At 68.4% G+C, this 14,181-nt stretch carries 1 protein-coding gene (cut by both window edges); it reads left to right on the top strand.

The whole window is internal to a glycosyltransferase gene (locus OHB49_RS43115) on the top strand: the coding sequence, 90,060 nt in all, runs 50,573 nt past the left edge and 25,306 nt past the right edge, and what appears here is coding positions 50,574–64,754, spanning codon 16,858 (partial) through codon 21,585 (partial); the first complete codon in view begins at position 2. Both the start codon and the stop codon lie outside the window.

The raw sequence follows: 14,181 nt of genomic DNA, 5'->3' as shown, positions 1-14,181 counted from the left end.
GGCAGCGACCGTCTCCCGGACACCGGCGCCGGTGGAGAACGTCTTCTGGACGCTGGGGACAGCCTCGCCCTTCTCCAGCGCCGGCAGTGGTGAGCCCGTGACCGCTGGCGCAGGGTCAGGGGTGGTCGGGGGGCTGTTCCCGACGAGTCAGGCGCCACACAAATTCCGTACGTGGTGGCGTGCGATCCGGTCTGACCGGTCTGGCCCTGAGAGTGGAGCTTCTGGCCCTGTGGGCGGCCTTCCGCACCAGAGTCAGGGCCCGGCGTACACCCGGGCGGCGGAGCTGCTGGAGGATCTCCGGGCTTCCGCTGTCGCGTCCGGGGCCACAGGGCAGCCGTTGTCCGGGACGGAGTTGCTGGGGCCGGACCTGTTCGGCCTGCGCCGGCCGACGCCGCCTCCGCCTTTCCTGGCCGGGCATGACCACACCGCTCTCACCGATGGCCGGTCGGTTTCCTTCTTCAACCTCCTCGACATGGCACGGTCAGGTCCGGCTCCCTCGCACAGTGAGATGGCGCCGGACGCCCTGCCAAAGGCCAAACACCTCGAAACAAGGTCTGAGTGGCCGCAGGCTACGCAGGCGTGGTGGGCCGACAGACCGCATCTGCCGCAGCTCCCCGCCATCGCCCAGATGCCACGAGTGATCCACTCGATCTGGCTCGGCGGCCCCCTGCGGAACACCGGAAGCCAGCAAGCTTTCCGCGAGAATCTGGCGGAGCGGTCCAGAGGCCACGGGACAGGGGCCCGGTCGGTTCTGTGGACCGATGTGTCACGCGCCAAGTTCGAGCAGGTCAAGGCAACCTCGTCCAGCGCGGACTCCGCCGAGCTGTCCGAGATCCGGGACATGCTCGCATGGGCACAGGAAAACAACATCGCCCTCGTGCACCCCATGGAGGTATTGAACAACGAGGTGCTCGACGAAGAATCACCCATGGGGGACAGCGCGACCTTCCAGTTCTACCTGAACGAAACCTTCAAGCAGACAGGCCCCGGTTACGCGGCGGCGAGCGACATCCTCCGCATGGAAATCCTCCACCGGTTCGGTGGCGTATACTTCGACGGCGACGTCAAACTCGAAAACCTGGATGCGGCAATCCAGTCGGCCAACTCGATTCCCGGATTCGCCCTGAACAGCGAATGGGACACAGGTACATTTGTCGGCGTTGGAAACGATATGTGGGTGGTGCCTAAGGGTCACCCTATTGCCCGCATCTATCTGGATGAGATTCGGCAACGTTATAGCCAGCCGCAGACCAGCTTGATGGACGACCTTACCTGGGTGCAGCCTCGCGTCTTCCTGACGCCCGACGGTAGGGTGCGCCGGAATTCCGTTATGCATCGAACGGGGCCGTACCTCCTCAGGTCTATCGCCGGACGCCTGCGACTCCGGCACAGCGAATTGCCCGGCATGCTGGGCGCATCTAATGAACACGCCGCGAGTTGGGTGGGGCCTTTGGCGCCCCGGGAACGTGAATCGCTCGTTCCTCGGGCGGAAACGCTTCGGACTGCCCAGATGGCGATACAGGCACTCGTGCGTGACCTGTTCAACCGTGACGGTGACCTGCATGTCACTCAGGTGGAAGCTGCGCTGAAGGGACACCCGCAACGGGACCTGATCTGGGAAGCAGCGCTCATGTTGCTCGCCCAGCGGCCGGAGTTGGCCTCGCAGGTCTCCACGATCACACTCAGGAGGCTGGACGGGGACGGAGAGCACCGAGTCGAACTGCCGGATGCGGCCCGTCGCCTTCTCGACTTCGACACCCCCGCGCGTGAAGGCCGTCGAGAAATCGACTGGCTGGGCGAGTGGCAGACACCCGTCCGCCTGCGCACCGTATCCACCCAGACGCACGAGCCTGACCGCCTGGCGTCGGGCGCGCCGGTATCTGGCTCCTCAGGCAGCAAGAAGCTGGTGTCGGCTGTTGTCTCGGACAAGCCCATCCTTCCTGAGGAGTGGTGGGACCGGCGTGGGGGGGCCGTACCTGCCCTGCTGAATACTGAGATCTTCGACCCCGGTTCCACTCCCGATCCGTCGGCGCGCGAGGACGGGCGGTCTGGTCTGCTGGCCGGCCGGTCCACACTGGTACGCGCCGAGATCCGGCGGATCCAGGCAAAGGGCGGCCGATGGGTGCGGGAGGCGTCGGTCATCTTGCCCCTCAAACTGGGCGAGGGTACCGGTCCCGGAACCGTGGAGTGGCTTGGTCGGCGCATTAACGAGCTGCTGGACCAGCGCGTCAACATCGGCTTCCTGCTCCCGGTCTCAGGCGATCAGCTCCACGTCACCGCTGAGGTCGTCCTGGCTCCGGAGCACAGGCAGGCCGTCGAAGTGACCCTGACCAAGCAGCCGGGAGACTCCGACCAGCTGCACTTCCACCTCCACCTCGACGACGCCACCGCCGAGGACCGGGCTGAGAACCGGGCCGAGGACGACAACACCCTGCTCCACGAGGTCCTGCACTACACCGGGGTCACCGACCGGTACTTCGACCCCACGGCACTGTTCCGCAACCATCGCAGCAAGGCGGATGAGACCGGGATCATGGCCGGCGGACCCGCCGGCAGCGTGACCGCCCTGTCCGAGGACTACCTCCGGCAAATCGAAACCGCCACCACCTCAGGACCCGTCCTCCGCGACCACCGCCTCGACACCCAGGACAACACCACAGCCAACACGACCGGCAGCCACCCAGACGCACCGGCGCCGGTGGAGACCGTCTCCCAGACGCTGGGGACAGCCTCGCCCTCCTCCAGTCCCGGCAGCAGCGCGCCAGCGACCGCTGACGCACGCTCAGGGGAGGACGGGAGGCGGCTGGAGCCGGCGGATAAGGAAGCGCTGTTCCCGACAAGTCAGGGACCACACAAAATCCGTACGTGGTGGCGTGAGAAGTGGTCTGACCGGTCTGCCCTTGGGAGTGGAGACTCTGGTTCTGCACGGCGTACCGGTTCGGTGTGGCCGGGTGGGGGAGGGGCTGGTTCGGGGCGGGTGGTGCACAGCATCGGCGCGGGCGCGCGCACGATCGGTGTGGCTTCGTTCTCGGGGTATGACTGGTCGTTGCGTGCGCAGGCGTATGCACGTCTTCAGGAGGTGGGTGAGTACTGGCAGTGGAGCCGGGGTCCGGGCGGTGAGGACGTTGCGGCGCGGGCGACGATGCCTGTATCGGGAAGCGGGACGTTCTTCTTTGCCGCGCATGGTCACCCCAGTGGTGGGTTCTCCGCCGCCCTTGTCGGTGGTGGAACGAGTTCGGTGGACGTTCCATGGGTCGTGAGCCTGTTGGGAGGGTCCGGCACTCTGTTCGAGGCTGGGTTCCGTGATCTGGTGATCCTGTCCTGCCAGCCCGCAACGCCTTTGACCGAGGACGGTGCGCGGCTGCTGGAAGGCCGGCTGAGAGCCCTGGCGGACGGCACGGGACTGTGGGTCTATCAGAACACCGGACCGGTGGCCGTCACTCCGCAGGATGGTGATAAGGCCCCGCTGGTTCACCTGCTGCCGGACTCCGAGGGGCGCCCGACGACCTGGGCTGTCGCCAGCCCTAATGGAACGTTCGCGGTGGGCCCGGCGTCGCTCCCTGTCGGGGGCGACCGGAGTGCTGCTCAACCGTGGTCGGTGACGGGGTGGCGGCCGGCCGGTTCGTTGGAGAGTGTGCGGTTCTGGCCGCTCTATGCAGACCGTGAGTGGCAGCAGCGGAGCGTGGAGTTCGAGGCGGAGCTTGCCCGGGCGTTGATGGAAGACGAGGTAGCTGTCGCCGCCGCCAAGAAGGCGGTCAAGCGGCTCTATTACTTCCTGGTGCAGCGGTACGGTGTGCGCGGTGCTGGTCTGGCGTTCTTCCCGCCGGACCACCCGGGAGCCGGGTCTGGACAGTCGGTTCTGGGCTTCGTCGCCTCGCTGCGCGGGCTCAGGGGGCTGGTGGATGCGTTCTTCCGTGCGGTACATGGCGCATCGCCCACCTCGCTCAGCCGGATGGGGCCGGGGACGATCGCTCCGGCCGGCCCGGAGCGTGGTCAGGGCTACCGCGGCGGGGCGTATCAGCTCGCTCACGATTCGCGCGGGTTCCGTCATGTCGGCGGTGCCGGTGGCCCTGCGTTGGGGATGCTTCAGGCATATCAGGTGACGGGTGCGGACCAGAGGGAGCTGACGGACTTCCGGAAGGCCGTCGTGGCCTGGGCCGTAGTGTCTGACGCCCAGTCACTGCACGAGGTGCTTCGCGCCTCGCACTCTCTTGGCATGGGGGACGGTGCGGAGCGAGACGCGCTGTCCCGTGACGGGGCGCGTCTGCATCTGTGGGCTGCCGCACACCTCACGCCAACCGGTGCTGATCTGGGGATTCCTCATCACCAGCTCTACCACAGCAGGTACCAGTTCATTGTGGATGACGGCGTCGTGATGGTGCCGCAGACCATAGCCCGTGAGCTGGAATTGGCGGCGTCGGGGCAGCCACTCCCCGCCTCGCCATCGGCTTGGCTGAAGGCAGCCATCGAGTGGCTGGACACCTACGGGGATGTGGGGCGGAAGGCACTGCGTGCGTTGCAACCCGCGCATCTGACGGCGCTTTTCCTCTTTACCGACGCCGACTTCCTGCTGTTCAAGGCGCACATCAATGGCGGCCGGCTTGGAGAGGCGGCAGGACGGTGGATGCTTCGGCGCAAGCTCCGGAAACTGGCCCTGACCCATGCGCGTGATGGAGGCGGACTGATGCCGCTCCTGCTGCAAAACGACCCGGGGTTCACGCAGTTGACGGACGCCTTGGCCAGCTCGGAGGACTCTCCCGTCATTAGCCGTATCTTGCGTGAGATCACCGAACGCCTGGGCGAGCAGTTGCCGGTACATGTCGCGATGGCCGCCGAAGCACTTGATCTGCTGCCGCCGGTCAATTCGACAGTGTGGTTCGGCAGTCACCCGCCTGGCCAGATCGGTGAACTTCCCACGGACAGTCCGTTGCTGACCTCCAGCACCTGGTTTGCCACATCGTTCCGCAGTACCTCGCTCTACCAGCGAATAGCAGACGGCTTCATGAACGCAAAAAGCGGCAACGGCCACCAAGCGCTGGTGCGTGTGCTGAACTCCACCGCCAAGGAGATCGCTCCCTTCTCGCATAATCCGCAGGAGAAGGAGGCCCTCTACCCTCCGGGGACGGCGTTCCAGATCGTCGAGCGCGAGATCCGAACCAACCGGATGAACCGCCCGTACGGCTTTTACACCCTCACGGAGATGCCGTCGCGGCCTGCTTCGGCGTACTGGAACGCGCCGCCGCAGGAGGCAGCGACCGTCTCCCGGACACCGGCGCCGGTGGAGACCGGCGTTCCCGCCGCTGAGTTCCCGACCCACGGCTGGAACTCCCCGGATCGGGGCGCGGACGGCGAGGACGACCGCCCGCTGCTGACCCGCATTTACCAGGACCCGTCCTGGGAGGTCTTGAGCGCCGATTACGAGAAGGCGATCGGCCAGGTCCTGGCCGAGAACCTCAAGGTGATACGCGCGGCCCGCAATGCTGTCACCGCGCTCTACAACGTGTTGCTGCGCACGCGGGGCCACGACGCTGCGGTCACCGCGTTCACCACGGGTGTCCCCACCAACGACCCGCAAGGATTCCTTGCCCGCCTGCTCGACGAGGGCGACGACAAGGTGGCACTGGCTCAGCTCATGTACGCCTTCACGGCAGCCGTCAGGAACGCCGCCGCATGGCCCGAGCTCCCCGGCCTCAACGCCGCAGCCGCCGGGCCGTGGAAGGCAGCCGAGCACGATCGCGTCGGCGACTGGTACCGCGACATGCGCCACCAGCGCGGATATCGGCTGACCAGCCGCCCGGCCGCCATCGTCGAGCGGCTGCTCCTCTCCTGGCGTGCGTTGGCAGGAGGCCACAGAGAGACGGCAGGCGCGGAGGCGCTGCTGTTCAGGGAGGCTCTGCTCGGCTGGCTGCTGCTTGCCGGCCAGCACTCGATGGTCGAGGTCATCGAGGCATCCCATCGCGTCGGACTGCGGGACGAGACCGAGCCGGAGCTGCAAGCCGTCGAGGCGCACCGCTTGTACGGGTGGGCCGACGGCGCGTTCGATCCGCGGCGCCGGGCAGCCAGGCTCCGCCCGTCCGCCCAGCCGGATGCCGTCCTACGTGAACTGCCACACCGCCGGGCCTACGCGGCCCGGACACGGTGGCTCACCCCGCACCTCTCCCAGGACGCTTCGGTGTCGGCGTCCATCGCGCGGATGACCGGAACGGACATCGAACTGCTCACGACCGAGCTGACCGAGAACGCCCGTCCCGTTCCCGAGGCGACCACCTTTACCGAGCGCGCCCGGGCCCTTCAGGACTGGCTGCTGCGCCACCGCTGGCCCAATTTGCTGCGGGAGGTCGGCACAGGTCAGTCGCGCGCGCTGTACCTCGTGAGCGGAGCGGACGCCGTGCTGCTCGGCACCGCTGCCACCAATCCGCAGCATCTGCCGCAGGTGGCCAGCTCACTGGCACGGGATGCGTTCGACTCCGGCGACCTGCGGTTCGGACTGCCTCTGCTGCTGCTCCGGGACGCGACCTTCGCCCAACTCGCGGACCTGCCCCGGGACATTCCTGCCGACGTCCGGGAACCGGCGGACTGGCTCGCCGAGACACGGCAACTGCTCATGGACCGAGCCGCGTTGCTCGCCGACGGCCTCGCGGACGAGCTGCGCGAACACCGCGGTGTCGCCACCGAGGCCCTCGACGTACTGCCTCCGGCTCTCCGAAACGTCTGGTTCGCCACGCACGCCCGGGCCACGCCAGGGGACGGGGCGGCGGCCGCGGAGCCGGGCCAGATCATCGACCTGCCGCCCTACCACCCGATGACACTGGACCGGGACAGGGCACTGGAGTTGCTGCCGCGCGAAGGCGCCGAGGCCCCCGTGCTCTGGGAGATCACCAACTCCACCGCACGCGACGTCTCTGTGTTCGCCAGGCGTCCCGACCAGCGCCCCGCGCGCTATCCGAGCGATGTCCAACTGCGGGTCACGCACCGCAGGATCCTGCTCGACAACGCAACGGGGCAGCGCTTTACACACATCACGGCCGAGGAGGTCGCACAGCTCTCCTCGCAGGTGTGGGACCGCGAGTTCATCACGCGCCCGATCGCCCACCGGACCACAGGACAGCAAATCGGCGCCACGCTCAGCGACGCCCGCGACGTCAAGACGGCGACAGCGCTGTTCTCCCTCCTCTCCGACGAGGAGCGCTTCTACGCCATGGACGGCGCGACGAGGAGCTACGTCGGCGGTCCGTACTCCGTACCCTGGCAAGGACAAAGCGTCTTCTTCTTCTCTGCCCACAGTGACGGCGCCATGGTCTACGTGTCGTCCCGCTTTGGCCGCAAGACCGTCAGCGGCGAGCATCTCGGCCTATACCTGCCGCGGCTGCTCGCAGGCCCGCACATTCCGCACGGCACCCAGATCGTGCTGGCGTCCTGCTCCACGGGCAGGAGCCTCGGCGGCACCGCGCCGCTGGCCCAGCGGGTCGCGGACCGGTCCACGATGGTGGTGTACGCCCCTAAGAGCACAACTGGCATCGGGCCGTTGCTCGGGCCTGAAGGCCAGGCCGTCGCGGCGGTCGCCGGTGGAGACCCAGCCGCCACGTGGGTGCGGTTCGAGCCCCGTCGTGCCGACGACGGAGCGGCGTCCCGCGAGGCCGTTCGGGACTTCTTCGCGTACACCGGCGGGTTCGGCGGGTTCTACGGCACCGAGCGGTGGGAGGAGCTCACCAGGAGCTACGAGGACGCCCTCGGGCAGGCGCTCGCCGCGAACGCCGAGGTGGTGGCCGCGGCCCGCCGAGGCGTCCGAAAACTGCGTGACTTGCTTTCCATCGAGTTCACGGACACCGTCGACCAGCGGTTCGTCCGGCCCGGCATGGGCGCCGGCAGAGCCAAAGCGGCCATGGATACGCTGCTCGACGACCGCTCCGGCGCCGGACTGCCGCTCCTGATGGCGGCCTTCGGCACGGCCGTCTTCCACGGCGGCCCGCCCATCACATCGGGACCGGTGGACAAGGGCAGCGAGCGGTACCAGGAGATGCGCGAGCGGGGCTTGCTGCTCGTCAATGACAGGGCGGCGCACGCCGCCGAGGTCCTGGCCTTCTACAAGGAACTGCCGGGCGTGACAGACGAGGACGTACGCGAGATCGTTCCGCCGGTTCTCGCCTGGTTCCTGCCCCGCAACCGCACCACCTTGTTCGAAATGGTCGAGGTGCTGGTCCAGACTGGGATCGGCTCTGCCGTCGAAGAGGCCCTGCAGTGGGGCGACGCGGCCCAGCTTTACGAGTGGGCCGACCGGCGCTTCAGGCCGCTCGACTACGCCCCCGCCGAATTGCGCGACCGGCTGGTCGCCCCGCACCAGGCCATGTACGCCGAGAGCACCCGCTGGCTGACGACGGAGCTGACCGGCGACGGCGCGATCCCGGCGAGCGTCGTCGAGGCACTCGCCACCGGAGTGGACTGGATCAATGCCGAAAAGGGTTTGCCGCCCGCCCCCCAGCGCTCGGACGCACCCCGGGGCCCGCTGTCCTGGACGGCCAGGCAGCACGCCCTGCGCAGCTGGATGGTCCGGCACGGCGGCTCCCCGCTCGCTCTGGTCTCGGCCGAGCAGATCACCACCCTGTACCTGTTCGGTGGCCCCGACGCCCCGCTGCTCGACAGCCGTGCGAAGACCGCCGGCGCCTCCGCGCAGCGATTGCGCCATGTGGTCAGCTCGCTGATCAGGGGCGCGTTCTGGTCCGGGGAGCTCAACAGCGCCTTCCCGCTGGCCCTGCTGGCCGATCCGACCTTTGGCGGCCTGGTGCAGCAGGCCAGGGTCACGCGCGTGGGCGGCTACGAGAACGACTCCGTCCTGGACGGCATCCGCAGGCTGCTGATCAGCCGGGGCACGGAACTGGCCGACATGCTGCACGGCCAGCTCGCCGCACACCGCAGCATGGCTGCCACCGCGCTGCGCTCCCTGCCGCCTGTGCGGACCACGGTGTCCTGGCACACGTGGGCGCCGGGCGGGTTGCCGTGGTCGGCCGCAAGCGCACCGGACGGCGGGTTCGACGGGATCACCGTTCCCGAATTCCACCGAGCCACTCTGAACCCCGAGGCCGCGCGGGCGGCCATGTGGTCCGAGCTGATGCTGGGCCGTGACGACGGTCACCCGGTGCTGGTCGAGGTAGTGGACTCCTCCGCTCGGGATGTCTCCCTCTTCCAGCCGGACCCGGGCGCGGGAACGGTGATGTACCCGAAGGCCATGGAGTTTCAGGTCCTGGACCGCCAGGTGGGCTACGACCCTGATACCAATCAGGAGTACGAGCACATCCGTGTTGCCGAGACCGGGGCGACGGGCGGTCACGGTCAGGACACCGTGCCCGCAGCCATGTTCCCGGAGCATGGCTGGAACTCCACCCCCGCTGAGGACGCGGAGGCGTCAGCGGATACGGCGGACGACGACGCCGCTGGCCTCAGCGACCCGCATCCAGCCGGGACGTCGCCGTTGGCCATGGCTCCCGACGCACCGGGCTGGCTTCTTTCCCGGATCCGTTATCTGGAGGAGGCGGAGTTCTTCGAGGACAACCTGGCCGTTCATCTGATCGAGCTCGAGGAGGTCCGCGAGGAGATCGGGAAGATGACGCGCGCCTTGTGGCAGCACGCGGTGAGCGCAGGCTTGGACGTGAGGTTGTTCGGCAGTGCCGAGACAGGCCCCGGTGCGGTCGGCACCGACCCGGACAAGCTTCGGGGTGTGGCCGAGTCCGGCAGTCTGCGCGAGCGGACTTCCTTCCTTTACCACGGTGTGATGACCGACCTGATCACCCGCCTTCTCGGGGTTGGCCGGCTGAGCGATCCGCAGTGGATCAAGGACCAGTATCTGATCCGGCAGGACCCCAGAACCAGGAAGCCTGACGTCTGGGTGCGCTTTTTGGAGGCCGAAGCGCGGTACAGGGCGGCAACGCGTGCCGTGGAAAGTGGTCAGTCGGATCAGATCCCGGTGCTGCCGGAGCTGGAAGCGGCGTACTTGCAGGCCGCCGAGCAGTTGGGCACCGGGATTCCGGTGGACGACGTGCTGCCCCCGCTGAGCGAGGCGGAGCGGGACCACATCGGCGACCAGGAGAATCTGCCGTGGGTCTACGCGACCAGCAGAATGACCATGCCGCTCTGGGCGGATCTGCACCCGGCGTCCGAGGACACCGGTGGTTTGGTCAAGACGGGGATATCGGGCACCACTTACCGGTTTATGCGCATCGCGATGCTGATGAACCAGCATTGGGGGCTGAACCTGGATCTCGGGCTGGTCAGGCTTGGCACGCTCAGCAGCATGCTGCCCGCCCCCTTCCAGCACGGGACGGAAGTGGCCCGAGGCGGGGATCACACCTTCCACGAGATGATGACGGGCGCGCAGCGCGCCCTGGACGAACTGCCCGACCACGATCCGGCACTCGACTATGTCAACGACCTGTACCGGTACCGGAACATCCACCCCCTGACCGAGGACCAGCTGCGAGAGAAGGTCGCACGCGACGGCAAGTTCCCCGACGAACACGCCCTGGAAGTGCTGTACGAGAACCGCAAGGAGGCGTTGGACCAAGAACGAGACATGGGCTCGGACCCCAACCAGCCAGCGCCGATGAGGCGGAAGGTGGACACTGGCCAGAGCGTGCCGGCGGTGGCCTCAAGCACCGTGTCCGCCCCGCGCTACCCCGACCCTGACGCTCCGAACCCGCCCGCCGGGTCGACCCCGAGCACCGTCGCGGACTCGGTCGCTGCCGCGCTCCTCGGGGCGGCGCCCGACCTCAAGGAGTCTCAGGCCGGGGGCCGGAAAAGTCCTGACGCCCGTTACCTGGCGGATTTGCCGGGCGAGGCCCCCCGACGGCTGACGGACCCCGACGGTTCCGTCTACGACCTGATCACGCCCTCCGGAGACGACAACCGCTTCTACGCGGCTTTGGCCGCCGCCGCGCCCGGCTACCTGGACCCGGACCGGCTTCGCGAACTGGTCGCGGCCCAGGCGCTGCCGGAGACGGCCCGGCTGGACCCGCGCGCCACATTCAGCGTGGAGGAGCTGACCGCGGCAGACGTGGTACTCGACCGCGACCAGCGCCGCCAGTTCAAGAGCAACGGCGGACGGCTGCCCGCCACGTTCCGGCCGACCCGCCGTCAGGAAGCGACCCTGATCCAGAGCCAGTTGCGCACGGCCCGCCGCTGGAATTCCGACACGGCATCGCTGGCAGCCGAGTCGGCCGCCCGCGTGCAGGGGATCAACGTGGTTCTCGTCCACGAGAACGGCAAGTTCACCCGCCACGGAGACCGCAACGCCCCCCTCCACAGCGCGGCGACCATCTATCAGCGCGGCGACGAATACCTAGCGGCCCGCCCCCGCCCGGTCCGCCCGGAGCAGTGGCACGACCGGAGGCCGGCTGCTCCAGCGTCTGCGCTGTGGACGGAGCATTACGACCCGACCCGTGACCCCCTGCAGCCGGGCACGGCCCCCGGGGTCCTGGCAGGGCGCGACACCCGGATCCGCATGTGGATCCGCCGGATCCAGGCCGACGACGGCCGCTGGGTGCGCAACCTCTCCCTCCACCTGCCCATGCGCTTCGGCGAGGGCTTCACCCCGGACGACCTCCCGGCGTTCCAGGACCGGATACGGGAGCTGCTGGACACGCACGCCAACAACGGCCTGTGGCTGCCTCGCTCCGGCGACCAGCTCCACATCGATCTCACCCTCACCCATGCCCCCGATCACCCTGAAGCCATCGAGCTGAGCAGGACACCCGATCCCGCCGACTCCGACCAGCTCCACCTGCGTCTGCACACCACCGCCGACCCGTCATCGGAAGCCCGGCAGCGCGACGAGGCCACCGTCCTCCACGAGCTGCTGCACTACACAGGTGCGATCGACGCCTACCACGATCCCGATTCCCTCTTCCGACGCCTTGCCGAGAGCACCGACCACACCGGGATCATGGCCGACCACACCGGCGCGACCGCCCCGATCCTGCCGCTGGACCTCCTGAAGACCGTGGAGAACACCGCCGATTCCGGTCCCGCCGTCCACGACCACCCCCTGTCGGCCCGGTCCGACACCGCCGCCCCGGCCGACGACGCGAGCCTTCTGCCCCCCACGGATCTGGATCCGATCCATCCGCCGGCCCAGGGCAGGGTCGCCATCACCGCCTCGCCCGAGGTGGTCAAGGACATCGAGAAGCGCTGGGATCAGACGGTCAAGGACCAAGGCGACGGCAACAAGCTCATCATCACGGTCGAGGGCGACACCGTAAGCACCCGTGACCTAGTGTCCCTCGTTCTAGAGCGGATCGGCGTGATCGAGCAGACCGCCGCGCTCATCGCCCAGGCCAAACCGAAGGACAAGGCCAAGGCAGGGGCCGTGCACAAGCTCCTGTTCTCCTACAACGCCGACGGCAACCGGGGGACCCTCAGCCGCGAAGTGCGGCTGGAGTCGCCTCCGCAGGCCGCCGCCCCGGCGTCGTCCCAACCGCAGCCGGGTCCGGCCCCCTTCGGGTACGACCCGCAGGCCACGGCCGCGGCCAACCAGGCGAAGCTGACGGTGGGCCGGGAATTCACCGCGCTCATGCGGGACCTCGGCCACCGCATCGTGCTCGGCGGCGGCGCCCAGATCAACGTGCTGTTCGACAGTCCGCGCCCGATGGCCGACCTGGACTTCCGCCTCCACACCCCCCATGTAGCGGGGTTCGCAGTCACCATCAACCAGGCCATCGCCGAACGCTTTCCCACGCCCCCGGACAGCCCCCCGAACGCACTGTCCAAGGACCCGAAGGACGGCCGCGCACTCACCGGCACGATCAACGGGGTCGAGGTCACCGTCGGCCCGAGCAGCATCGCGTACGACGATGCGACGGACGTCGCCGGGATCACCGTGCCGACCGTGGCCGACTCCCTTGTCGACAAGGCGCACTCGCTGGCGGATCGAACGGGACCGAAGCGGCGCAAGGACCTTTTCGACCTGCTCTGGGCGATGGCCAGGCAGCCCGCCGGTGATGTGCTCCTCGCCGACGAGCTGGAACCCCGGCGCGGCGACGCCCACCACCGTGGGCGAGCGCCGGGCACCGCGGACACGCTCACAGCCCACTTCGCCAACGCACTGGGCGAGCTGACGAAGAATAAGAAGGTTCGCCAGGCACTGGAGAACGGGTGGCGCGACTTCGGTGCGACCGTGCAGGACGTCGAGCGGCTGCGCGAGACGCTCACCGATCTCGCCGACACCTTCCGCGTCGGCCCCGGTCCGTTCCGCGCCCTGGTGCTGACGGCGGGCAACTTCACCGGCGACATGTTCGGCCTCGCCGCAGCCCTCCTACTCAACCCCAGGCTCCACGTCGGCGTCCTGACCGGCCCCCACCACCACGACCAGGTCGGCTCCTTCCTCCGCACGACCCTGACCGCACCGGTGCACAGCCGGTACGCCAAGCTCCAGGAGAAGCTGAAGGCGAACACCGATCTCTCCCCCGAGGTGCGCAAGGCCGCTCTGAGCGAGATCACCGCCCAGCGGGACAACGAGCTGCGTGCGCAAGAAGAGCGTGTCCACAGCCTCCACGTCGACAAGCCGCACACCCTGTACACTGCGACCGCCTACGGCTCCCAGGCGCTGCCGTACGACACCATGACCCCGACCCTGCCGGTGGGGCTGCGCAGCGTCCGCTTCCAGAAGCCAGTGTCGTACGCCTCCAGCCAGGTCGTGGACCGGTGGGGCAACCAGGGCCACGAACGCGCGAAGGTGCGGACCGCATGGGGACTGGACCAGCCCCGCACCGAACGGGTGCGCGAGTTCCTTGCGGCGCACGGAATCCGGGAGACCGGGCCGCACGTCGTGTTGTGGTCGCGGCGGAGCGGCAAGCAAGGGGGAGCGCACCCGCAGCACGACACCAGCGTGGCGGGGCTGCGGCAGATCATCGACCGCCTGCCACACGAAACTTCCGTGATCATCACGGGCGACCGGGTACCCGACGACGCGGTGGCGTTGCTGGCCCTCCGCTATCCGAACGTGCACGACCTTTCGGAGTTCTGGAGCGACGGCGACTGGCAAACGCGCTTCCCCGGCGGCAGCCGCCAGGACCAGTTCCAGCTCTTCGACCACCTCTCCCAAGCCGCCGACGGCGACCTCAAGCACCTTGGGTTTCGAAGCGGCAACCTGGAGGCATACGCCCTGATCGGCCACCAGGTGCGTTACCTCGAAGA

Source organism: Streptomyces sp. NBC_01717, from assembly GCF_036248255.1.
GTDB lineage: Bacteria > Actinomycetota > Actinomycetes > Streptomycetales > Streptomycetaceae > Streptomyces.
Note: the sequence above shows the minus strand (reverse complement) of the source record. Positions and strands in the feature narration are given on the sequence as shown.